The organism is Sphaerisporangium sp. TRM90804, assembly GCF_029846175.1.
GTDB lineage: Bacteria > Actinomycetota > Actinomycetes > Streptosporangiales > Streptosporangiaceae > Sphaerisporangium.
Window position 1 is genome coordinate 355,465 of the sequence record NZ_JARWAC010000009.1, and the last position, 23,120, is coordinate 378,584.

Sequence of the window (23,120 nt, forward strand, 5' to 3'; positions counted from 1 at the left end):
TAATGTCAGCGCCATGGCCAACGACACAGCACTCTTCTTCGGGCAGTTCGTGCGATCGCCCGGCACCACCGGAGCGGTCGCCCCGAGCTCGCTCCGCCTGGCCAGGGCGATCTGCGCCCCGGTGCCCGAGCGCGGCGACCCGGTCGTGGTGGAGCTGGGCCCGGGGACCGGGGTGTTCACCGGGGAGATCCAGCGCCGACTCGGCGGGCGCGGGCACCACCTGGCCGTCGAGATCAACCCCCGGCTGGCCACGCTGCTGTCGGACCGGCACCCGGGCGCCAAGGTGGTCGTGGACGACGCCGCCAAGCTGCCGCAGATCCTCGCCCGGCACGGCCTGGAGCGGGCCGACGTGGTGGTGAGCGGCCTGCCCTGGGCCGCCTTCCCCTCGGAGCTGCAGGAGCGGCTGCTGCGGGCGATCATCGGCGTCCTGGCGCCGCAGGGGGCCTTCACCACGTTCGCCTACGTCCACGCGCGCACCCTGCCCCCGGCCGTGCGCTTCCGGCGCCGCCTGTCGGACCTGTTCGAGGAGGTCGTCGCCGGCCGCACCGTGTGGGGCAACGTGCCCCCGGCCTTCGTCTACAACGCCCGCCGGCCGCGCCCCTGAGGCTGGGCGCGCCTCGCCCGCCGATCGGGCGCTGCCCTAGCATGGCGCGCGACGGAACGGAGTGATCACGGTGGACTTCACGCTCCCGGAGACGGCCCGCGAGGTCCAGCGCGGCGTCGGGGACATCTGCTCACGCTTCGACATGGACTACTGGCAGCGCTGCGAGACCGAGAAGCGCTGGCCGGAGGAGGTCTGGTCGGAGCTGGCCAAGGGCGGCTGGCTGGGCCTGGCGGTCCCCGAGGAGTACGGAGGGGGCGGCCAGGGCCTGCTGGAGCTGGCCGTGGCCACCGAGACGCTCGCGGCGTCCGGCGCGGCCGGAGGGTCGGCGTTCACCTACGTGCTGACGCCCGGCTTCGGCGCGATGACCGTCGCCCGGCACGGGTCGGCGGCGCAGCGGGCCGAACTGCTGCCGCGGCTGGCCGCGGGCGAGGTCGAGACCTGCTTCGCGCTGACCGAGCCCGACGCCGGGTCCAACTCCCTGGCCATCTCCACCTTCGCCCGCCGCGACGGCGACGAGTACGTGATCAACGGCCAGAAGGTGTGGATCACCGGCGTGCAGCGGGCCACCTGGATGCTGCTGGTGACGCGCACCATCCCGGCGGCCGAGGCCAGGCCGCGCACCAACGGGCTCACGGTGTTCCTGGTCGACGTGCCCGAGGCGGTCGCCGCCGGGCGGCTGTCCTACCGCCCCATCCCGAAGATGGGCGCCAACACCACCCCGTCGAACACCGTCTTCGTCGACGACCTGCGGGTGCCGGCCACGAGCGTGCTCGGCGAGGTCGACAAGGGCGCGGCCGTGCTGTGGGACGTGCTCAACCCCGAGCGCGTCCTGCTCGGCGCCTCCGCCCTGGGCGGCGCCGAGGTCGCGCTGCGGCTCGCGGTCGCCTACGCCAAGGAGCGCGAGGTCTTCGGCCGGCCGATCGGCGCCAACCAGGCCGTGGCCTTCCCGCTGGCGCGGGTCAAGGCGAAGATCGAGCTGGCGCGGCTCATGCTGTACAAGGCGGCCTGGCTGTTCGACCGCGGCCTGCCCTGCGGCACGGAGGCGAACATCGCCAAGCTGACCGCCTCGGAGGCGGCGTGGGAGGCGGCCGACCGCGCCTTCCAGACCTACGGCGGCATGGCCTACTCGCTGGAGTACCCGATCGCCCGGCTGCTCGCCGACGCGCGCATCGGCAGGGTGGCGCCGGTCACCGAGGAACTGCTGCTCAACCACCTCGCCACCCAGGTCCTCGGCCTGCCGCGCAGCTTCTGACCGCCCGGGGCCGGGCTCACGGGATGGCGGCCTCCACCAGGGCGTCCACGAGCCGGTTGTCGCCGCCGCGCTCCGGGTGCCACTGGACGCCCACGCAGAACGGGTGACCCTGGAGCTCCACGCCCTCGATGATCTGGTCGTCGGCCCAGGCGACCGCGATCAGGCCCTCGCCGAGGCGACGGGGGGCCTGGTGGTGCGGGGTGACGACCTCGATGCGGTCGCCCACCGCCTTGCCGACCTTGCTCGACACGCTGATCTGGATGACGTGCGCCTCCCCGGCGGCGTGCCGCTCGTGGTGCACCGCCTCGGGCAGCCACGGGATCAGCGTGCCGCCCTGGGCGACGTTGATCACGTGCATGCCGCGGGCCACGCCGAGCACCGGCACGCCCGCCTCGACGGCCGCCTTCACCAGGGCCAGCTCGAAGCGGTCACGCTGGGGCTGCGGCTCCTCGACCCTCTCGTGCCGCTCCTCGCCGTAGGCGGCGGGATCGACCTCCACACCCCCGGCCACGATCAACCCGGACAGTCCACGCACGTACCCGGCGACCGCTCCCAGGCTCAGCGGCGGCACCAGCACGGGGGCGCCTCCGGCCCTGTCCACCGCCTTCGCGTACGCGGGGGGCGAGATCAGCGCCTCACGGACCCAGGTGCCCCAGCGGGCCGCGTCGAAGTAGGTGGTGATACCGATCAACGGTCGGGACATGCGATCTCCAGGGGCTCGCGCGTGGTCGTACCGCCTTTGTCACGACGGCACCCAGCCCATTCAGTGGCAAGCCCATCATGGCGTACCTCCAAATCCGGCATGTCACGTATCCCGGTATCAGTCACGTCTCTTGCCCCACATCCACCCCATCCGTACCACCCCGCCCCCCCGCCCCCGGGCGGGCGTCCCGCGCCCGCGCCAGGCGGGGAGCCGGGCGGCCACGCTTCCGGGATTTGCCGCGCGGCGGCTATTACGGGGAGGTCACCACAGGTTTATGGCCACCAAGATGAACGAACGCGACTTTTATTCACTTAAGCCGTGGGCACCTTCCTGATCCCTATCACCGAAAATCACGGATCCACTACTAACAGTTCGCTTTCCCCGCACCTTGTGGTGAAACGGTTGTGAGGCTCAAGGGGGAATGGAAGACTCCATTTCGAGCGATCGGTCGCGCCGGGGCCGCCGGACGCTCTCAACCCGGACCGTCAGGGAGGTGCACAACGAGATCGGAAACCATTCCGATCGCTAAGGTGGCGTCGCCAAATGTCGTTGAATCCGCGTCTCATCAAGGAATCCTTCTCGTCGATCCAGCCCGTCATGGGCAAGGCGGCCGCCTACTTCTACGGGCGGCTGTTCGCCGAGAGCCCTCACCTTCGCGGCATGTTCCCGCCCGCCATGGACGTGCAGCGCGAGCGCCTGTTCCGGGCGCTGACCCGCATCGTCTGGAGCCTGGACAGCCCCGACGGCCTGGGCGCCTACCTGGGCCAGCTCGGCAGGGACCACCGCAAGTACGGGGTCGTCGCCGAGCACTACACCGCGGTGGGCAACGCGCTGCTGGCGACGGTCAGGCGCTTCAGCGCCGACACCTGGGACGCCGAGGTCGAGGCCGCCTGGGTCGCCGCCTACACGGCCGCGGCCAACCTGATGATCGACGCCGCCGAGGCCGACGCCGGGGTCTCGCCCGCCTGGTGGCCGGCCGAGGTCGTGGACCACGAGCTCCGCACGCCCGGCATCGCGGTGATCACGCTGCGCCCGGGCGCGCCCATGGAGTTCACCGCCGGCCAGTACGTCAGCGTGCAGAGCGCGCGCTGGCCGAGGGTCTGGCGCACCTACTCCATCGCCAACGCCCCGCGCCCGGACAACAGGGTCAGGCTGCACGTGCGGGCCGTCGGCGGCGGCTGGGTCAGCACGGCGCTGGTCTCGCACACCCGGATCGGCGACACCGTGCTCCTCGGCCCGCCGGTCGGCACCATGGTCCCTCCGGGGGAGGACAACCCGCGCGACATCCTCTGCGTCGCCGGCGGCACCGGCCTCGCCCCGATCAAGGCCGTCGTCGAGCACGTCATCGCCTCGGGCCGCCGCCCCAACATCCACCTGCTGTTCGGGGCCCGCACCGCGGCCGAGCTGTACGACCTGGCCGACCTCATCCGCATGGAGGCCGCCTTCCCCTGGCTCAGGGTGGTCCCGGTGGTGTCCGAGGAGCCCGCCTACGACGGCCTGCGCGGGACGCTGCCCGGCGTCGTCCAGCGCTTCCACTCCTGGACCGAGCACGAGGTCTACGTCTGCGGCCCGGACGCGATGGTCGACGAGACCGTGCGCCTCCTGCGTGGCGACGGGGTCCCGCCGGCACGGATCCACCGGGACGCGATCCGGGCCGAGGAGTAGGCCCGGGCTTCGGCCAACCAGATATCGCAGGACGATCCGGGCGAACTGATCACGCAAATCCTGTGGAGTCCGGCGGTCCCCCCGCCAACGTGACACGATGATGCCGTTCCGCGCACAGCGACCCAACATGTTGATCCGCAGCGACCACGCCGAGCCGGGGGGACGGGCGTGCCGGTCCGACACCGAAAGGAAGGGCGAACATGCGGGGCATCCTGCTCGCCTCCGGCACCAGGCCACCCAACTCCGAGGTCGCCCCGGCGCGGCCCTGCGCCGCGGGAGCGCGCTGACTCCCATGGCCAAACCGGTCACACTCGTGACGTTCGTGCTGCCCGTCATGCTCGGGCACTGGGGCAGCGGGGCGACCGAGGTCCGCGTCTTCGCCGTCGCGGACGACGCCGAGAGCCACCCCACCCTCGGCGCCGCCCTGCACACCCTGCGCCGCACCCACCCGAAGCTCGGACGACGCCTGTGCGACGAGCACGGCGGCATCCGCCGGCACATCAACATGTTCGTGTGCGGGGAGAACGCCCGGCGCCTGGGCGGCCTGGCCTGCGCGCTGCCCCCCGGAGCCGAGGTCTACGTCATGCCCGCGCTGTGACCCGGCCGCGCGTGACCGCCCACGGTGACCCGACCACGCCTGACCACCCGCTGTGACCCGGCCACGCGTGACCGCCCACGGTGACCCGGCCGGGCGTGGCCGCCCACAGTGGCACGGCTAGGCGTGGCCGCCCACGGTGACCTCGCCGATGACGGCCTCCGCGCGGCCCTCCATGATCTCCCCGACGCGGCCCGCCTGCCGGTCGATCTCCCTGCGCAGGGCGGCGGTGGCCCTGACCACCGGCTCCACCGTGATGGCGATCACGCGGCCGGAGCGGCGCTGGTGCCACAGCCCGGCGACGACGCCGTCGACCAGGAGCACCTGGAAGTTCCGCGGCAGCACCCGTTCGGCGGCACGGCCGGGGTAGAGCAGCTCGGGCGGCTGGTTGCCCACCCGGTAGGCGTAGCCGTCGAAGTAGGGCAGCAGCCGCACGCCCCGGGGCGGGGCGGGCGGGACGCCGGTGTCGCCGGCGCTCACCCACGCCCGTGTCCCCTCGACCTCCACCGGCTCCAGCTCGGCCTCCAGCGACGTGAACAGCTCCTCGGCCCAGCCGGGCGGGGCGTTCAGCCAGTGCGCGAACCGGCGGGGGGTGGCCGGGCCGTACGCGTGCAGGTAGCTCCTCAGCACGTGCGCCAGGCCGGCCCGCGTGCCGGCCGGCTCGAAGCCGGGCAGCAACCGGGCGGGGCCGGTGTAGGTGACCTTGCGTCCCCGGTTCGGGCCGAAGCACAGCGCCCCCCGCACGCCGGCCAGGTGGACGGCCTGGCGCCATCGGGGCCACTGCCCCTGGAACGCGGGCATGACCCGCTCGCCCGCCCACGGCCCCGTGCGCTCGACCACAGCCCGGTCGAGCTCCTCGTTGGTGAGCTCGGAGTCCTTCAGCGCGTCGGCGACGGCGGCGACGACCGCCTCGGTCTGCTCGGGGGTCATGCGCACGTCGTCGGGCATGCCGACGCGCGGCGGCGGGACGGCCGACAGCGCCGCCACCCACAGGGGCAGGTCGCGGGCGGGGAGCAGGTGGACGGTGCCGCGCGGGCCGAAGGTCTTGACCAGGCTGTGGTCGCTCCACAGCGCCCGGCGGACGTCCGCGCGGGTCGCCCCGGCCAGGCGGAGCCCGACCGACAGCTCCGCGGCCGGCATCACCTGCGCGTGCACGCCGGCCATCGCGGCGGCGATCTCGGCGGGCCCGGCGTCCCCGGCCGGGGCGTTCAGCGCGTGCCGTTCGAGGCGACGGGCGCACACCTCGGCGAACGTGAGGCGCGGCACCTTCGTGGAGCGGTCTGAGCGGGCTATCGCGGGTCCCCCGGATCGGCGTACGACTTCGGTGGCGCTCCGATCAGGAGCCGAAGATCAGGTACAGGTCCCAGCCGCCGCCGGCGGCCACGCATTCGTAGTCGTCGGCTCCGCCCGGGTGGCGCGGCCACAGGTACTCCTCGCCCACGGCGGCGCACCGGGCCCTGGTCGGATAGTGGCCGTGGTACTGCCGGTAGTCCATCGCGCGAACGCTCGTGGAGCCGGCCTCGCGCGCGGCCGGGGCGGCCGCCGCCGGGCCCGCGGCGAGCGCGACGCCGGCCGCCGCGACGGCCGCGGCCGCCAGCGCCCGCGTGCGCGCACCCATGGCGAGTCCTCTCCGAGGCGGAGTCACGCCCACCATTCAAAGGGAGATCACGGAGCCCCGCAAGGGTCGCGTGGGCCTAGCGGGACGCCGCGCCCGGGGCGATGCGGTAGTGGTAGGCGCAGATCTCGCGGAAGCCCATGCGCTCGTACAGCCGGAGCGCCGCGATGTTGCCCCGCTCGACCTGCAGGTACACGCGCCCGGCCCCGTGCGCGCCGGCCCAGGCGGCCAGGGCGGCGAGCACCTGGCGGGCCGCGCCCGCGCCGCGCGCCTCGGGGAGCGTGGCCATGCCGAACACCCCGGCCCAGCCGGTGTCGGCGACCGCGCGGCCCACCGCGAGCACCTCGGCCCCGGCCACCACTCGGGCGTAGGCGCACGGCCGCTCCACCCGGGCGAGCATGTCCCACTCGAGACGGGGGTCGCCGCCGTGGCCGTGCACGGCGTGCCAGACGTCGAACCACGGAGGCGTCGGGCGCTCGTCCACCAGGACCCGGGGCGCGCCCGCAGGTGCCCGTGCCACGACCCGCTCGACCGGCGCCGTCCGCAACGACATCGGGCTGCGCCGGAGGTAGCCGCGCTCGGCCAGGAGCGGGTCGAGCCCCGGCGGGCACGCGCCCGGGCTGATCTGGAACCGCGCGGCGGCGCCGCGGCACGCGTAGAACCGCTCGGCCCCGGCGACCCTGCCGGGCAGCTCGGCCGGCCCGGCCTCACCGTGCGGCAGGACGGTCGCGGCCCACCACGCGGCGCCGGAGGCATGCCGCAGCCACCACCCCCGGGCGTCCTCGACGTGCTCGGCCGGCAGAGCCCGGGCCGCCCTCTCCTGCAGGCCTCGCACCAGCCGCGGGCCGCTCACGGCCGTCGGCGCGGACACGTGTGCTCCTCTCCCCGGCCCGGCGCGCGTCGAGCGCCCGCCGGCCGGGCGGGCGCTAGGGGGCGACGCGGCCCGCGGCGTTGAAGGCGGCGTGGGTGAGCGGCATGAGCCCGGCCCAGATCGCCTCCATGCGCTCGGCGACCATCTCGATCTCGCGCTGGGGGAACGACGGCACGGTGGCGCGCTCGTCCTTGGTGCGCAGGGACAGGAAGTGCATGAGCGAGCGGGCGTTGCAGGTGGCGTACATGGAGGAGAACAGCCCGACGGGCAGCACCGCCCTGGCGACCTCGCGCGCCACCCCCGCCTCCAGCATCTTCTGGTAGGCCTCGTAGGAGCGCCGGTAGGACTGCTCCATCGCCTCGGCCACCAGCCGGTGCTGGTCGTCGTCGCCCTCGACGAACTCGTACCGGCCCGGCTTGCCCTGCTGGACGAGCTTGCGCTCGCGCCCGGGCACGTAGAACACGGGCTGGAGCTCGCGGTACCTGCCGCTCTCCTCGTTGTAGGACCAGCCCACACGGTGACGGTGGAACTCGCGGAAGACCATGATCGGGGCGCTGACGAAGAAGGTCATGCTGTTGTGCTCGAACGGGCTGCCGTGGCGGTCGCGCATGAGGTAGTTGATCAGGCCGCGGGCCCGCTGCGGATCCTGGCTCACCGCCTCCAGCGACTGCTCGCCTGCGGTGGAGACGCGCGCCGCCCACACCACGTCGGAGTCGTCCGCGCTGTGCCTGACCAGCTCGACGCTCACGTCACTCTGGAATTTCAACGCCCTGCTCCCCCTCGTCTGAGACCGCGCCCATCGTAGTGGGGGTGCGTCGGCGGCTCCAGGGAAGGCCCCCGCCGGGCCCTCAGAGGCGGTAGACCCGGCGGGCGTTGTCCGAACCGATCATGTGGGCCACCCGCGCCGCGTCGGCGGGGCTCCACTCCCCCTGGCCGAGCCGGGCGGCGATCGTGCGGGCCAGGCCGCGCCGGAAGCACAGGGCGCCCAGGTGGCACGTCTCGGCCACGCCGCGGCAGCCGGAGCTGAACATCAGCTTGTGGTACGGCACCCGCTCCAGCAGCTCGCCGAGCACCGCCGCCGACCCCGCGGCGGTGGAGGCGAGCCCCAGGCCGATGTCCAGGTAGACGTGCGGGAACACGCCGGCGAGGTAGGCGGCCTGGCGGTGGAAGGGGTGACAGTGCAGCAGCACGACCGGGACGCCCCCGGGGGGCAGGGCCCGCAGGAACCCGGACATCAGCGCGGGGTCCGATCGCTGCGGCCCCGCCTCGCCGTACCCGGTGGCGATCTGCAGCGGCAGGCCGCGCTCGCGGGCGACGTCGACCGCCGTCCAGAGCAGGTGGCGCAGCAGCACCGGGTCGCGCAGCGGCTCGCCCGGCGCCGCGAGCCGGCGGCCGGCCGCGGCGATCACCGTGCCGCGGCCCGGCCGGGCCGGGTCGAAGTCGAGGCCGCACCCGCGGGCGATGGCCGACTTGAACGCGACCGCCCGCGCCGCCGCGCGGGCGAGGCCGCCGGCGAGGGCGTCGGCGTACCCGACGGCCGCCGGGCCCGCCTTGGCCACCTCCTCCTCCACCCGTTCGAGCACCACGATGTCGTCGGCCGCGGCGCCGCCGAGCCGTCCCATCTCGGCGGCCGGCAGCAGCTCGTGCCCGCCGTCGCCGGCGTCCACCAGGAACGCCACGACTCCGGCCTCGCGCAGCAGCCGCCGGTTGGCCTCCTCGGCGCCGAGCTCGGCGCGGCGAGCCAGGTAGACGGTGGGCGGGGCGTGCGGGTCGAGGCCGAGGACGGGGCCGCACCAGCGTCTGATGGCCGTGCCCACCGGGGTGTCGAAGTGGGTGGCGCCGGGCGGAGCGGGCGTGCGCGCCTCGGTGATGAGCGTCTCGAACAGGGAGCGGGTGAGGTGGTCGCGGCGCACGCCGCGGCAGTGGTGGTCGACGAGCGGCGCCCGCAGCGCCGCGCGCACCGCGGCGGGCAACGCGCCGTACGGATCCATCGCGCCGCCTCACCGCCTCGCCGGTCGACCTGGCCGGCCGCGCCGGCCGCGTCCGGGCGCGCGGAAGACCGCCGGGCGGGCCGCGCCGGTCTTCCCGGCGGCCCGCCCGGCGCGCGCTGCGGTGAGGACTCTACGGCCGGGCTCCCGCGACGTCCCGGCCTTTACTCAACCCCGGCACAGCCTCAAGACGTTGGCGATGATCCGGGCTCCGGCGCCGCCCTCGGTGGTGAGGATGGACTCGGGGTGGAACTGGACGGCGAAGCGCCGGTTGGCGGTGTCCTCGATCGCCATGACGGCGCCGTCGGGGGTCAGCGCGGTGACGGTGTAGCCGCTCACCCCCGGCCGCTTGGCGTGCACGGAGTGGTAGCGGGCGGCGGTGAAGCTCTCGGGCAGCCCGTCGAGCAGGGCGCTGTCGCCGAGACGCCCGACGGTGCCGCGCTTGCCGTGCTGGGGGTACGACAGCAGGTCGAGGGCGCCGCCGGCGTGCTCCACCATCGCCTGCAGACCCAGGCAGACCCCGAAGGTGGGCAGGGAGCGCTCGTACACGGCGTCCAGCAGGGCCGAGCAGCCGAAGTCGGACGGCCAGCCGGGGCCGGGCGAGAGCACGACCATGCCGGGCGCGATCTCGTCGAGCATGGCGAGCGGGAACCCGTGGCGCAGGGTGACGACGTCGGCGCCCTGCTGGCGGAAGTAGTCGGCGAGGGTGTTGACGAAGGAGTCCTCGTGGTCGACCAGCAGGACCTTCACCCCCTCCCCCGGCCGGGCGGCCTCGGGCTCGCGCACGACCTGGTCGTCCTGGACGGCCGGGGCGGCCACGGCGGCGAGCGCGCCGAGCAGGGCGCTGGCCTTCAGCTCGGTCTCGCGCTCCTCGGCGGCGGGGTCGGAGTCGTACAGCAGCGTCGCGCCCGCGCGCACGGTGGCCACGCCGTCGCGGATCTGGGCCGTGCGCAGGGTCAGGCCGGTGTTCATGGACCCGTCGAACCCCAGGTAGCCGACGGCGCCGCCGTACCAGCGCCGGGCGGTGGCCTCGTGGTCCTCGATGAACTGCATCGCCCAGCTCTTGGGCGCGCCGGTGACGGTGACGGCCCACATGTGGGTGAGGAAGGCGTCCAGGGCGTCGAACCCGGGGCGCAGGCGGCCCTCGATGTGGTCGACGGTGTGGATGAGACGGGAGTACATCTCGATCTGGCGGCGGCCGATGACCTGCACCGAGCCCGGGACGCAGATGCGTGACTTGTCGTTGCGGTCGACGTCGGTGCACATGGTCAGCTCGGACTCCTCCTTCACCGAGCTGAGCAGGGTGCGGATGGCCTCGGCGTCCTCCACGGGGTTGGCGCCCCGCGCGATGGTGCCGGAGATCGGGCAGGTCTCCACGCGGTCGCCTTGCACCCGGACGTACATCTCGGGGGAGGCGCCGACCAGGTGCTCGCCGTCGCCGAGGTTGAACAGGAACTCGTACGGGGCGGGATTGGCCTGGCGCAGGCTGCGGTAGAAGCCGGCGGGGTCGGCGCAGGCGGCGTGGAAGACCTGGCCGGGGACGACCTCGAACAGGTCGCCGCGCCGGAACCTCTGCTTGGCGGCCTCCACGACGGCGGCGTAGCCACCGGGCTCGGGGTTGGTCGGGATCTCGGCGGGGGCCGGCAGCGGCAGGGACTCCCCGGTGCGCTCGACGCCGCGGGTGCAGACCCCGTCGACGGTGAACTCGTACAGGAACTCCTTGCTGGTCTCGCGCTTGCGGTCGATGACCATGACGCGGTCGGGCAGGTGCAGCACCAGGTCGCGCTGGTCGGCGGCGCGGTCGAGCACCAGGCGCAGCGGCTCGAACTGGAAGGCGAGGTCGTAGCCGAACGTCCCGTACAGGCCGAGGTGGGCGTCCGCGCCGGAGAAGGCGGCGATCACCTCGCGGATGGCGGTGAAGACGGTGGGGCGGCGGCTGCGCATCTCCTCGGGGAGGATCTCCTCCGACTCCGGCACGTGGACCTCGACGCGGTCGGCGGTCGGCTCGGAGGTGGGCTTGCCCGCGGCCAGCAGGCAGGAGGCGACGGCGGGCAGCACGACGCGGCCGCGCTCGTTCAGGGCCCGGGCGGCGATCCTGCGGCCCCTGGCGACGATCTCCAGCACGGGGTCGACATAGGCGAGGTTCCATCGGCTGTACCGGCCGGGGTACTCCATGCCCGAGGACAGCACGCCGCCGCGCCGTTCGCCGAGCGTGGAGACGACCTCCTCCAGCACCGACTCCGGGACATCCCTGGTGGTGACCTCCACCCCGATGCCGCCTGCAGTGGTATACGCGTTGACGTCCACCTTCGCCCCGCCCTTCTCGCTGATCGATAGACCCCGGACGGGCACGAAAAAGGCCGCCTTCCGGGGCGGCCGTCCGTAAACATGCGAAACGCGCGCCGCCTAGAAGCGGCGCCACCACTGCACGGGTGAACTGGTTCGCATGCGCAGATCATAGCCGCAGGGCCCGCCGGTCCGCCACCTCTTCGGAAGGCCGTCGTGGACGGGCCGCGGGGACTTGGTGACGCCCCGTCACCGAGCGTCCGGAAGGGTAGCACTACCATGTTACTAGGGGGTAAAGCACCGCTTACATCCACCCGGAGCGACCCTCCGCTTACAAAGGGGAGCGCGCATGGCACGGATTCCGTACAGGGTGGTCGTTCACAAGGACATGCCGATCCCCATGCAGGACGGCGTGGTGCTGCTCGCCGACCGGCACATCCCCGTCGGGGTGGCGCGCCCGCCGACGATCCTGATCCGGTCTCCGTACGGCAGGCGCGGCGTCTTCGGGCTGGCCTACGGGCGCGCCTTCGCGCGCCAGGGGTTCCAGGTGATCCTGCAGAGCTGCCGGGGCGGCTTCGGCTCCGGGGGCGAGCTGGCCCCGCTGGACGAGCAGGACGACGGGGTGGCGACGGTCGAGTGGATGCGCGCCCAGCCCTGGTACGGCGGGAGCTTCGCCATGCACGGCCCCAGCTACCTCGGATACGCGCAGTGGGCGATCGCCCCGCACGCCGGCTCCGACCTCAAGGCCATGGCCACCCAGGTCACCGCCTCGCAGTTCCGCGACGCCGCCTACGTGGGCGGCTCGTTCGCGCTTGAGGCCACCCTGAGCTGGAGCACGCTCACCGCCATGATGTCGGGGCCGCTGAGCGGGGCCGCGGTGCTGCTGGCCCCCCGCCGCACCCAGCGCGCGGTGCTGTCCGAGCGCCCCGTCGGGGAGTTCGACGTGCTGGCCGCGGGCCGGCCGCTGCCGTTCTTCCAGGAGCTGCTGAACCACCACGCCGACCCGGCCGTCCCGTTCTGGAAGAAGAGGGACTACTCGGCGACCGTGGGGGAGGTGGACGCGGCCGTCACCATGACCGGCGGCTGGCAGGACGTCTTCCTGCCCTGGCAGCTCAAGGACTACGCGGCCATGCGGGCCGCCGGGAGGCGGCCGCACCTGACGATCGGGCCCTGGCACCACGCCGACATGCGGCACGGCCGGCTGGCCAACCTGGACGCGCTGGCGTGGTTCCGCGCCCACCTGCTCGGCGACGCCTCGGGCCTGCGCTCCAGCCCCGTGCGGCTGTACGTCACCGGCGCCGGCGAGTGGCGCGACTTCGACGACTGGCCCGTGCCCGGCATGACGGCGCGCCGCTGGCACCTGCAGCCGGGGCACGGGCTGGGGCAGGCCAACCCCGCCGGCTCCACGCCCGACCGGTTCCGGTACGACCCCACCCGCCCGACCCCGGTGATCGGCGGCCCGACGCTGCTGGGCGACTCGGCCTCCCGGGACAACCGGCGCCTGGAGGCGCGGCGCGACGTGCTCGTCTACACCGGCGACCCGTTGCGGGAGGACCTGGAGGCGATCGGGCCGGTCGTCGCCGAGGTGTTCCTGCGCTCCAGCACCCCGTTCAGCGACCTGGTGGTGCGGGTGTGCGACGTCCATCCCGACGGCGCCTCGCTCAACGTGTGCGAGGGCGTCCGGCGGCTGCACCCGGGCGCGCCGCCGGAGGACCGGGACGGGGTGCGCCGCGTCGAGGTGGAGCTGTGGCCGATCGCGCACCGTTTCCGCAGGGGCCACCGGATCCGGGTGCACGTGGCGGGCGGGGCCTATCCCCGCCTGGCCCGCAACCTGGGCGCGGGCGAACCGCTGGGCACCGGCCGCGCGACGGTCGTGGCCGACCACGAGGTCTTCCACGACCCCTCACACCCGTCGGCGGTCATCCTGCCCCACGCGACCGGCTGACCCGCCGCCCGGCCCGGCGGTCGCACGTGTCGCCGCCCCCCGTCACGCACCGTGTGCGACGATGTCAAGGCGTGACCGGGCGGTGATCGCCGGACGGCGACGCCGGGCGTCCGGCCGCCCCCGCGGGCGGGGCCCGTCAGAACGTCGGCGCGTCCGGCTCGGCCGGCGCGGCGGGGCGCGACGCCTGCCGTTCAGCGCTCCAACCGGCCCGTTCGGCGATTGGTGAGAGCTTGGCCATCGCGGCGAAATTACGCTTCCGCCCAACCGGATGACCTTCACCAGGCTCGTTCCGCCTCCCTTCTCCTAGGAGAATGTGTTGACCACCCCGCCCAGCGACCAGCGCCCGGCACGCAGCGACCGCAGCCCATGGAACTGGCTGCTGCTCGTACCGATCGTGATCCCGTTGACAACGGTCCTGTACAACGCGCAAGAGCCCCGCCTCTTCGGCTTCCCGTTGTTCTACTGGCTGCAGCTCGCGTTCATCGTCCTCGGCGTCACCGCCACGACCGTGGTGTACCAGGTGGGCAGGAAGAGGAGCGGGCGATGAGCGACCACATCACCGAGATCGTCGTCTTCACCTTCCTGTTCGTGCTCGTCAGCGGCATGGGGTTCGTCGCGTCCCGATGGCGGCGCGCCGACCTCGCCAGCCTGGACGAGTGGGGCCTGGGCGGCCGGAAGTTCGGCTCGTGGATCACCTGGTTCCTGATCGGCGGCGACCTGTACACCGCCTACACCTTCGTGGCCGTGCCCGCGCTGCTCTTCGGCGCCGGCGCGATGGGGTTCTTCGCGCTGCCGTACACGATCGTGGTCTACCCGCTGGTGTTCCTGGTGCTGATCAGGCTCTGGTCGGTGGCGCACGTGCACGGCATGGTCACCCCGGCCGACTTCGTGCGCGCCCGGTTCGGCTCCCCCACGCTGGCGCTGCTGATCGCGATCACCGGCCTGGTCGCCACCATGCCCTACATCGCCCTGCAGCTCATCGGCATCGAGGCCGTGCTGAAGACGATGGGCGTCACCGGCGACCTGCCGCTGATCATCGCGTTCGCCATCCTGGCCGCCTACACCTACCAGTCGGGCCTGCGCGCGCCGGCGCTGATCGCGTTCGTCAAGGACTCGCTGATCTACGTGGTGATCCTGGTCGCGATCATCTACATCCCGGCCCGGCTGGGCGGCTGGGAGGCCATCTTCGGCGCGGCCGAGAAGAAGTTCGCCGAGACGCCGGCGCCCGGCGACGGAATCCTGCTGAACGCCAACAACCAGCTGCAGTACATCACGCTGGCGCTCGGCTCGGCCCTGGCCCTGTTCCTGTACCCGCACAGCGTCACCGGCGTCCTGGCCGCGCGCGACCGCGACGTGGTCAAGCGGAACATGTCCGCGCTGCCCGCCTACAGCCTGCTGCTCGGGCTGATCGCGCTGCTCGGCTACATGGCGATCGCCGCCGGGATCAAGCCGATCACCACCGACGGCAAGGCCGACGCCAACACGGTGGTCCCCCTGCTGTTCGACCAGATGTTCCCCGACTGGTTCGCGGGCGTGACCTACGCCGCGATCGGCATCGGCGCGCTCGTGCCCGCCGCGATCATGTCGATCGCCGCCGCCAACCTGTTCACCCGCAACATCTACCGCGAGTACCTGAAGCGGGACGCCACGCCCGCCCAGGAGGCCAGGGTCAGCAAGATCACCTCGCTGGTCGTGAAGGTCGGCGCGGTGCTGGTCATCCTGCTCATCGACCCGCAGTTCTCCATCGACCTGCAGCTCATCGGCGGCGTCGTCATCCTGCAGACCCTGCCGGCGGTGGCCCTCGGCCTGTACACCCGCTGGTTCCACCGGTACGGCCTGATCGCCGGATGGGCCGCGGGCATGACCGCCGGGATGGTGATGCTGTACAACATCTCCAACCCGGCGATCAACCACGCCCACTTCGGCGGCTCGGCGTTCCCGCTGGCGAAGCTGGGCCTGGACACCGGTATGACGATCTACGCGGGGTTCCTCGCCCTGCTGGTCAACCTCGTCGTCGCGGCGCTCGTCACGCTCGCGGCCCGGGCCGCCAAGGCCGCGGACGGCGTGGACGGCACCCGTCCCGCCGACTACTTCGCCGACGAGAACGACCCCCGCACCAAGCCGGTGGAGCTGTCGGGCACCCACTGAGCCCGCCCCGCGGCCGCGCCCGGCGCGGCCGCGGGGTTCGGCCCCGGTCCTGCCACGGGCCTCAGCCCGGGCGCGGAGTGGTCAGCGCCGCGACGACGGCGCAGGCGAGGTCGTCCACCACCCGGCGGCGGTCGACCTCGGGGTGGTCGAGCCACCAGTCGCCCGTGGTGTGCACCATGCCGACGAAGGCGTGGCCGAGCACCTGCGCCCGCACGGGGTCGGCCACCGTGCCGTCGGCGGCGATCACCTGGCCCAGCTCCTCCCCCAGGCCGCGCACGATCGCGGCGAGCTGGGAGCGGGTGCGCCCGTCCTCGGCCGCGCGGTGGAACAGGAAGCGGTACAGGTTGTGGTTGGCCGAGATCATGTCGAGGTAGGTCTCGATGGTCGTCTCGGTGCGGGTGCGCAGGCCGGCGCCGGTGCCGGCGAACGCCGAGCGGAGCTGCCGGATCACGGTGCGCAGGTGCCGGTCGGCCAGCGCCTGGTACAGGCCGCTCTTGTCGCCGAAGTGGCGGTACAGGATCGGCTTGGTGACGCCGGCCTCGGCGGCGATGGCCGCCATGGACGCCTGGGGGCCCTCCCGGCGGATCACGCGGTCGGCGGCGTCCAGGAGCGCCCGCCGCCGCCGCGGGTCCCTCCCCCCGCTCGCGGCGGTGACCATGCCCACAGCTTAGGCGCACGCACGATCACGCACCGCCGCGGTGCGGCCGGCCGACACGCCGGGTAGCCGGGAGAACTCTGGAACTCGGGGGAACTCCTGGTACGGTCCGGGCGTGAGTGAGAGGCTGGACGAGCTGGAGGAGCGCATCAGCGCGCTGCGCGGGGAGATCCGGCGAGCCGTGCGCGCGCGAGAGAGCGCCCTCACCCGCTCGCTGCGCGCCGACCTCAGGACGGCCGAACGCGCCTGGGACCTCGCCCTGGCGGCCCACGAGCCGCCCTCCCCCGGCGAGCCGCACGACTCCCGGGCCGGCGGCGGCGCGTCCGCACGCGGCCGGGGCGCCGGCCCGCCACCGGGGCGGGAGCCGGAGGCCGGCGGCGGCGCGGGGCCGATGCTGCCGGTGCGCGAGCGGGTGCACCAGGCGCTCACCCTGCTGGGCGTGCCGTCGGCGGCCCGCATGCTCGTGGCGGTGCACGGGGCGCTGCGCGCCGGCCCGCTCAAGGGCACGCAGCTCGCCAGCCTGCGCAGGGACGAGGAGCGCTCCTTCAGGTCCTCGCCGTTCGCCCGGCCGTACTACCTGTGCGCCGCGCTCACCGACCGGTTGTCCGCCTCCCGGGGGCTGTTCGCCGTCAGCACCTGGCCGCTGGAGCGGCGGGTGGTCGGCCCGCTCAGCGCCCGCGTCGACTTCCTCACCTCGGCCGTGCGCGTCGCCGAGCACGTCCAGCGGATCTCCGGCCCCGGGGGCGAGGCTCCCCCGGCGGCCCGGCGGCTGCTGGCGCGCATGGCCCAGAGCATCCCCGGCGCGGTCCCGGCCGGTTCCGGCTTCCCGGGCGCGGAGGCGGTGGCGAGGGCGGCCAGAGCGGAGCTCGACGTGCACGCCGCCGACGACGCCGCGGCCCGCGCCGAGATCGCCCGCGCGTGCGAGCGGCTGACCGACGCCGAGCGGCTGTTCGGCGGCACGATCCTGAGCCTGGCCGCCGCGGGGCGGCCGGGCGCCGAGAGGGAGACCTGAGATGGACCGGCTCGACACGCTGCGCGGCCCGGTGCCGCCGCGCCCGCACGACGCGCGGGCCATCGCCGCGCTGGCCGCCAACCCCGGGTGCGAGCGCCGCGCGGTGCTGGACGCCGCCGGCGTCGACAAGGACGCGACCGCGGCGCACCTGGGCTTCCCCGCGCCCTTCGGCCAGTCGGCCTTCGCCATCACGCGGGGCAACGCCTTCGAGGCGCTGGTGAAGGAGAACGGCTGCGCCGAGCTGCTGCGGCTGCTGCGCGACCTGCTCGGCCTGCCGGTCGAGAGCGCCGGGTACACCGACCTCGGCGACATGGCCGGCGACCCGCCGGCCCACCGGCGGCACGAGCACACCCGGCGGCTCATCGACCGCTCCGCCGCCGAGGCCGACGACGACGGGACGCTGTACGACCACCCGCTGCTGCGGCTGGAGATCGCCGGCCACACCGCCTACCTCGAACCCGACGTGGTCGCCTTCCGCCTGGGCGGCGCCTTCCACGTCGTGGAGGTCAAGTCCTTCGCCGTCGTCGACGGGCAGGCCGAGCCCGAGAAGGTCGCGGCGGCGGCCCGCCAGGCCGCCGTCTACGTGCTGGCGCTGCGCACCATGCTGGAGGAGCTCGGCCACGACCCGCTGCGGGTCTCGCACGAGATCGTGCTGGTGTGCCCGGAGAACTTCGCCAACCGGCCCGTCGCGACGCTGGTCGACGTGCGCAGGGAGCTGGCCGTCCTGCGGCGGCAGCTCGCCCGCATGACCCGCGTTGGCCGCATCGTCGACGCCCTGCCGCCCGGGCTCACGTTCGACCTCGCGCCCGGCCCCGACGGCGCGCCCGCCCGGCCGGTGGCCGAGCTGCGCGACGCCGTTCGCCGGGTGGACGCCCGGTACGCGCCCGAGTGCCTGTCGACCTGCGACCTGTGCTTCTTCTGCCGCGACGAGGCCGCGGGCCGCGGCTCCACCGAGCTGCTCGGCCGGCAGGTCCGCGACGCGCTCGGCGGGGTGGCGACCGTGGACGAGGCGCTCGGACTGGCCGACGGCTCCATCGCCCCGGGCGAGGGCCAGGAAGAGATCGCCCGACTCCTGCGGCTGGCCGGCCGCGTCTACGCGGAGGCCGGATGAGCACCCGCCCGGCCGGCCCGCGGGCGCGCCGCGCGGTGAGCGCGAAGCGCTCCGGACGGCTGCGCGCGGACGCCGCGTGAGCACGCTCGCGGCCCTGGCACGCCTGCGGGCGGTGCGCACGGGGACGGCGCAGCGGCTGGCCACCGTGCGCCACTGCCACCTGTCCGACCGGCCCATGGTGCTGATCCCGCTGCGAATGGCCGGCGAGGCGGCGGCGCCGCTGGCGGTGATGGCCGGCACCGACCCGGCGCGTCCCCGGCTGCTGGTCGTCCCCCAGCCGCGCGACCGCGACCTGCGGTTCGGCTTCGCCGCCGAGCTCGCCGGCGTCCTGCTGCCCTACATCGAGGGCATGCAGAAGGCGACCGAGACGGTCGAGCGGCGCGGCGCGGAGCCGTACGAGCGGTCGGTCGACGCCCCGCAGATCATCGTGCCGAACGCCGGCTCGGCCGCGTTCGTCCGCATGCTGGGGCGCTCCACCCGGTTCCGGCGCGCCGAGGGGCCCTACGCGGTGCACCCGTCGGTGCCGACCCTGGGCCGGTGGCTCACCTACCTCGGGCAGCGGGCGCAGCATCCCGGGTCGTCGCTGCTGCTGGCGGCCACCGAGGCGCTGTCCCTGCACTGGGCGACCGGGCAGAGCAGGCTGGAGGACGCCAACCTGGCGTCCCTGGTGGGCTGGATCGACCCGCCCGCGGGGATGAGCGGGGCGCAGGCGGCGCGGGAGGCGGAGGACCCGCTCGTCTGGCCGCCCGCCGGCCCGGCCACCGACCCCGGCTTCGACAACGAGGTGCTGGCGCCCGCGATCCGCGCCTACGAGGAGACGCGGAGCGAGCGTGCGGCCGCCCGGGTGCGCGAGGCGGTGCGCTCGCAGCTCGATCCGGTGTGGCGGCTGGTGTGGCGGGCCGTCGGCCTGCTGGAGGCCCTGCCCGCCGCGCCGGGCGTCGCGTCGCGGTGGGAGGCCGACCGCGGGTCGTTCTCCGCCTTCGCCGCCCAGCTCGCCGAGGGCGCGCCGCCGCAGCCCAAGCGGGACGGCGCGGTGGGCGCCGCCTCCCGCCTCGCCCGGATGGAGCGCGCGCGGTCCTCCTACGACGCCCAGCGCGCCTACGACGACGCCCTGGTCATGGCCGAGTACCGCCTCACCGGCGAGGCCTTCGCCGGCACGGTCGTGGCCGCCGAGCCCGACCGCGCCGAGGGCGAGGGCCGGGGACGCAAGCTGCGTCCCCTGGTCACCGTGCGCACCGGCGACCCGGTGCGGGTGGCCCCCGGAACCAGGCTCGGCACGCCGCAGCGGCGCGGGCAGCAGGCGGAGGTGGTCTCCGTCGCCGGCGGCGAGGTCACGCTGAAGATCGTCAAGGGGATGGGCCGCGGCGCCTCGGCCACGCCCGGCGCCGTCCCGGAGGTCGGCGAGCCGGTCTGCTATGCGGCCCTGCTGGAGGAGTTCCAGCCCCCGCCCGCCCTGCCCGCCCCCGAGGACACCCCCTGGACCCACGGCGGCCCCCCGCCGGAGAACCCGCCCGAGGCCGAGTCCTCCGAGGAGGAGTGGTCGTGAGCCCGACCATCCCCCGAGGCGTCGTCCACCGCGTCAACGGCGGGACGCGCCGCCCGGGTGGCGGCGGACGGGTGGGACGGCCGTGAGCGCGCCCGGCGTGCCGGCGGCCGAGGAGGCGGGGGCGGTGGTGCGGGCGGTGCTGGACGATCTTCCGCGGCACCGCGGCGTCGTCGTGGACTCTCCTCCCGGCGCGGGGAAGTCGACCCTGGTGGTGCGCGCGGCGGGGCACCTGGCCGCGACCGGCGAGCCACTGATGATCATCGCGCAGACCAACGAGCAGGTGGACGACCTGATCGTCCGGCTCGCGGCCGAGCAGCCCGGCCTGGCGATCGGCCGCCTGTCGGCGGGCGACTACTCCGCGCCGCCCCGGGTGGCGGGCAAGGCGGCCATCGCCTCCAAGCTGCCCGATCTGGGGGAACCGGCCGTGGTGCTGGCCACGGCCGACAAGTGGGCGTGGGCGGCGGGCGGCCGCACGTGGCCGTGGGCGATCGTCGACGAGGCCTACCAGATGCGCTCCGACAAGCTGCTGCGCATCGCGGGCATGTTCGAGCGGGCGCTGTTCGTGGGCGACCCGGGCCAGCTCGACCCGTTCTCCGTCGTGGACGGCGAGCGGTGGGCGGGCCTGTCGTGGGATCCGCTGCAGAGCGCCGTGGCGGTGCTGCTGCGCCACAACCCGGGGCTGCCGGTGCACCGGCTCCCGGTGTCGTGGCGGCTGCCGGCCTCGGCCGCGCCCGTGGTGTCGGCGGCCTTCTACCCGTTCACCGGCTTCCGGGCCGGAACCGGCCCCGGGGAGCGCCGCCTGCGGTTCACGGCCGGCGGGATGCGGACTGCCTACGACCGCGCGCTGGAGGAGGCGGCCGCGTCCGGCTGGGCGCTGTACGAGCTGCCCGAGCGGCACACGGTGCGCACCGACGCCGACGCGGTGCGCGCGGTGGCCGTGCTGGCGACGCGGCTGCTGCAGCTCGCGCCCGTCGCGCTGTCGGAGCGGGGCGAGCACGCGGTCGGCCCGGAGCGGGTGGCGATCGGCGCCGCCCACCGCGACCAGGTGGCGGCCATCCTGGCCGCCGGCGTCCCCCCGGGGGTGACGGTGGACACCGCGAACCGGCTCCAGGGGCGCGAGTACGACGTCACGATCGTTCTGCACCCGCTGTCGGGGCGGCGGGACGCCACCGCCTTCCACCTGGAGTCCGGGCGGTTGTGCGTGCTGACGTCCCGGCACCGGCACGCCTGCGTCGTCGTGGCCCGCGCCGGCATCCCCGAGCTGCTCGACGCCCACCCGACGGCCGGAGGGGTCCAGCTCAACGTCCCGGTCAGGTTCCCCGACGGCTGGGAGGCCAACCAGGCCGTCCTGGCCCACCTCGCCGAGCACCGCGTCGCAGCCGCCCCCCTGAGCTGACCCGCGGCCCCGGGCCGCCCCGCCGGGCCGGCCCGCGGCCCGGCGGGGAGCCGGGTCAGCCCCAGATCTCCTCGGCGGTCTCCACGATCAGGCGGAGCTTGGCGAACTGCTGCTCGCGGGTGAGGGAGTTGCCCTCCACCGTGGAGGAGAAGCCGCACTGCGGCGACAGGCAGAGCTGGTCGGCGTCGACGTACTTGGCCGCCTCCTCGACCCGGCGCTTGAGGTCGTCCTTGGACTCCAGCTCGCCGCGCTTGGTGGTGACCAGGCCGAGCACGACGGCCTTGCCCTTGGGGACGAAGCGCAGCGGCTCGAAGCCACCCGAGCGCTCGTCGTCGAACTCCAGGAAGAAGCCGTCCACCGCCAACTCGGAGAACAGGGCCTCGGCCACGAAGTCGTACCCGCCCGAGGCCGCCCACGAGGAGCGGAAGTTGCCCCGGCACATGTGGGTGGTGACCGCCAGCCCCTCGGGACGGCCGGCGAGGGCGTCGTTGATCTGCCGGACGTACCGCAGGTGCAGGTTCTCGGCGTCGTCGCCGCGCCCGGCGATCTCGGCGCGCTGCTCGGGGTCGTTGAGGTAGGCCAGGCTGGTGTCGTCGAGCTGCAGGTAGGTGCAGCCAAGCGCGGCCAGGCGGCGCACCTGCTCGGCGTACGCGCTGCTGAGGTCGCTCCAGAACTCCTCCATGTCGGGGTAGACGCCCGGGTCGATGGAGGCCCGCCCGCCCCGGTAGTGGACCATGTTCGGCGAGGGGATCGTGAGCTTGGGGACCGCGGTGGTCACCTGGTCACGCAGGAACGTGAAGTCGTCGGCGAAGATCGTCTCGTCCAGGCGCACCCGGTCGTGCACGCGCATGGCGGCGGGGGCGAACTCGATGTCCCCCTCCTCGTTGTGGAACTTGACCTTGATGCGCTCGTCGGCCTGGCCGATACCGCCGAGCCGGTAGATGAAGTCCATGTGCCAGGAGGCCCGGCGGAACTCCCCGTCGGTGGCCGATCGCAGGCCCGCCGCCTCCTGGGCGCGCACCACCTCCCGGATCGCCTGGTCCTCGATCTCGCGCAGCCGCTCGGCCGGCAGCGCCCCCTCGGCGAAGCGCCGGCGGGCGTCGGTCACCTCATCGGGGCGGAGCAGGCTGCCGACGTGGTCGGCCCGGAACGGGGGTGTGGTACGCATGCGATCCTCCAGAAGATCGGAACGCCTACCGTCCTACCTCTCCCGCGAGCCCGCCGCAAGCGGGCTCCGGCCGCGCCGCCCGGGCTCGGGCACGGCGGCGGTGGCGCGAGCCGGCGCGGGTGATCCGTGCGAGACCTTCGCGGGCGTCCCGCGCGCCGGCGCGGGCGCCGGGGCGTCCGGGAGGGCGGGGGGCGTCGCGGGCACCGGCGCGGACAGCGGACCGCGTGAGCGGTCGCGGGCGGGGGGCGGGGCGGGTGAGCGGGTCTCCGGCCTGGCGTACGCGGCCGCCCTCGGCTCGGGGCTGGTGGTGGAGGCGAGCACCGCCAGGCAGATCAACGTGATCACCGAGATGCCCACCAGCGCGAGCCCCATGAGCGCCAGGACGGCCAGCAGGGTGCAGACCGTGCCGATGACCGCCATCATGGCGCGTCCTCCTTCGTGTCATGTCGCCGCGTGGTTCACGTGCCCGGGAGAGGCTTGATCACACCTGCGCGCCGGGTCGTCCGAGCAGGTGGAGCGCTGTTTCCCATGGGCCGGGCGGGGCTACGGAGGCCCATGGG

At 74.4% G+C, this 23,120-nt stretch carries 21 protein-coding genes; 11 read left to right on the forward strand and 10 right to left on the reverse strand.

Annotated features, from left to right (window positions below):
* Window positions 1–13 precede the first annotated feature (13 nt).
* Both PYR91_RS12395 and PYR91_RS12400 read left to right on the forward strand, forming a co-directional pair.
* On the forward strand, window positions 14–604 hold the full coding sequence (locus PYR91_RS12395; RefSeq protein WP_279779784.1) for a methyltransferase domain-containing protein: 591 nt from the start codon (window positions 14–16) through the stop codon (window positions 602–604).
* Window positions 605–674: 70 nt separating this feature from the next.
* The gene (locus tag PYR91_RS12400) at window positions 675–1,856 is read left to right on the forward strand and encodes an acyl-CoA/acyl-ACP dehydrogenase (protein ID WP_279779785.1); all 1,182 of its coding nucleotides are present in this window, start codon (window positions 675–677) and stop codon (window positions 1,854–1,856) included.
* A 16-nt stretch (window positions 1,857–1,872) separates the two neighbouring features.
* Here PYR91_RS12400 and PYR91_RS12405 read toward each other — a convergent pair whose 3' ends face one another.
* The gene (locus PYR91_RS12405; RefSeq protein ID WP_279779786.1) at window positions 1,873–2,559 is read right to left on the reverse strand and encodes a gamma-glutamyl-gamma-aminobutyrate hydrolase family protein; all 687 of its coding nucleotides are present in this window, start codon (window positions 2,557–2,559) and stop codon (window positions 1,873–1,875) included.
* Between the two features lie 543 nt (window positions 2,560–3,102).
* Here PYR91_RS12405 and PYR91_RS12410 point away from each other — a divergent pair.
* Entirely contained in the window at window positions 3,103–4,224 is a 1,122-nt protein-coding gene (locus PYR91_RS12410) for a globin domain-containing protein (protein ID WP_279779788.1), read from the forward strand.
* 292 nt (window positions 4,225–4,516) lie between these two features.
* Complete coding sequence (locus tag PYR91_RS12415; protein ID WP_279779790.1) at window positions 4,517–4,822, forward strand: hypothetical protein; 306 nt, start codon at window positions 4,517–4,519, stop codon at window positions 4,820–4,822.
* Window positions 4,823–4,939: 117 nt separating this feature from the next.
* Here PYR91_RS12415 and PYR91_RS12420 read toward each other — a convergent pair whose 3' ends face one another.
* The 6 genes from PYR91_RS12420 to PYR91_RS12445 form a co-directional block, all read right to left on the reverse strand.
* A complete protein-coding gene (locus tag PYR91_RS12420) occupies window positions 4,940–6,085 on the reverse strand; it encodes a winged helix DNA-binding domain-containing protein (protein WP_279779791.1) in 1,146 nt (381 codons plus the stop codon).
* A 70-nt stretch (window positions 6,086–6,155) separates the two neighbouring features.
* Window positions 6,156–6,437, reverse strand: coding sequence for a hypothetical protein (locus tag PYR91_RS12425; RefSeq protein WP_279779792.1), 282 nt, complete (start codon window positions 6,435–6,437; stop codon window positions 6,156–6,158).
* Between the two features lie 76 nt (window positions 6,438–6,513).
* Entirely contained in the window at window positions 6,514–7,305 is a 792-nt protein-coding gene (locus tag PYR91_RS12430; protein WP_279779793.1) for a GNAT family N-acetyltransferase, read from the reverse strand.
* Between the two features lie 55 nt (window positions 7,306–7,360).
* On the reverse strand, window positions 7,361–8,071 hold the full coding sequence (gene thyX, locus PYR91_RS12435) for an FAD-dependent thymidylate synthase (RefSeq protein WP_279779794.1): 711 nt from the start codon (window positions 8,069–8,071) through the stop codon (window positions 7,361–7,363).
* Window positions 8,072–8,153: 82 nt separating this feature from the next.
* Window positions 8,154–9,296, reverse strand: a complete 1,143-nt coding sequence (locus tag PYR91_RS12440; protein ID WP_279779796.1) for an amidohydrolase family protein — start codon at window positions 9,294–9,296, stop codon at window positions 8,154–8,156.
* A 165-nt stretch (window positions 9,297–9,461) separates the two neighbouring features.
* Complete coding sequence (locus tag PYR91_RS12445) at window positions 9,462–11,600, reverse strand: anthranilate synthase component I (protein WP_279779930.1); 2,139 nt, start codon at window positions 11,598–11,600, stop codon at window positions 9,462–9,464.
* Between the two features lie 328 nt (window positions 11,601–11,928).
* Here PYR91_RS12445 and PYR91_RS12450 point away from each other — a divergent pair, with 328 nt between their 5' ends.
* From PYR91_RS12450 to PYR91_RS12460, 3 genes are all read left to right on the forward strand, one after another.
* Window positions 11,929–13,524, forward strand: coding sequence for a CocE/NonD family hydrolase (locus PYR91_RS12450; RefSeq protein WP_279779797.1), 1,596 nt, complete (start codon window positions 11,929–11,931; stop codon window positions 13,522–13,524).
* 313 nt (window positions 13,525–13,837) lie between these two features.
* Window positions 13,838–14,071, forward strand: a complete 234-nt coding sequence (locus PYR91_RS12455; RefSeq protein WP_279779798.1) for a DUF3311 domain-containing protein — start codon at window positions 13,838–13,840, stop codon at window positions 14,069–14,071.
* Window positions 14,068–15,672, forward strand: coding sequence for a sodium:solute symporter (locus PYR91_RS12460; protein ID WP_279779799.1), 1,605 nt, complete (start codon window positions 14,068–14,070; stop codon window positions 15,670–15,672). Before PYR91_RS12455 ends, PYR91_RS12460 begins: the two co-directional genes overlap by 4 nt.
* Before the next feature lie 61 nt (window positions 15,673–15,733).
* On the opposite strand, the gene PYR91_RS12465 is transcribed toward PYR91_RS12460, so the two are convergent.
* Window positions 15,734–16,330 carry a TetR/AcrR family transcriptional regulator gene (locus PYR91_RS12465; protein WP_279779800.1) on the reverse strand — a complete coding sequence of 199 codons (597 nt, stop codon included), beginning with the start codon at window positions 16,328–16,330 and terminating at the stop codon, window positions 15,734–15,736.
* Between the two features lie 112 nt (window positions 16,331–16,442).
* Here PYR91_RS12465 and PYR91_RS12470 point away from each other — a divergent pair, with 112 nt between their 5' ends.
* From PYR91_RS12470 to PYR91_RS12485, 4 genes are all read left to right on the forward strand, one after another.
* Window positions 16,443–17,339: a hypothetical protein gene (locus tag PYR91_RS12470; RefSeq protein WP_279779801.1), complete on the forward strand. Its 897-nt coding sequence runs from the start codon at window positions 16,443–16,445 to the stop codon at window positions 17,337–17,339.
* A gap of 1 nt (window position 17,340) precedes the next feature.
* On the forward strand, window positions 17,341–18,450 hold the full coding sequence (locus PYR91_RS12475; protein WP_279779802.1) for a hypothetical protein: 1,110 nt from the start codon (window positions 17,341–17,343) through the stop codon (window positions 18,448–18,450).
* Between the two features lie 76 nt (window positions 18,451–18,526).
* Complete coding sequence (locus PYR91_RS12480; RefSeq protein ID WP_279779803.1) at window positions 18,527–19,996, forward strand: hypothetical protein; 1,470 nt, start codon at window positions 18,527–18,529, stop codon at window positions 19,994–19,996.
* 82 nt (window positions 19,997–20,078) lie between these two features.
* Complete coding sequence (locus PYR91_RS12485) at window positions 20,079–21,392, forward strand: AAA family ATPase (RefSeq protein WP_279779804.1); 1,314 nt, start codon at window positions 20,079–20,081, stop codon at window positions 21,390–21,392.
* A 55-nt stretch (window positions 21,393–21,447) separates the two neighbouring features.
* Here the strand turns inward: PYR91_RS12485 and PYR91_RS12490 are convergent, their stop codons facing one another.
* Both PYR91_RS12490 and PYR91_RS12495 read right to left on the reverse strand, forming a co-directional pair.
* A complete protein-coding gene (locus PYR91_RS12490; RefSeq protein ID WP_279779805.1) occupies window positions 21,448–22,560 on the reverse strand; it encodes a 5-methyltetrahydropteroyltriglutamate--homocysteine S-methyltransferase in 1,113 nt (370 codons plus the stop codon).
* A 33-nt stretch (window positions 22,561–22,593) separates the two neighbouring features.
* The gene (locus PYR91_RS12495) at window positions 22,594–22,983 is read right to left on the reverse strand and encodes a hypothetical protein (protein ID WP_279779806.1); all 390 of its coding nucleotides are present in this window, start codon (window positions 22,981–22,983) and stop codon (window positions 22,594–22,596) included.
* Window positions 22,984–23,120 lie beyond the last annotated feature (137 nt).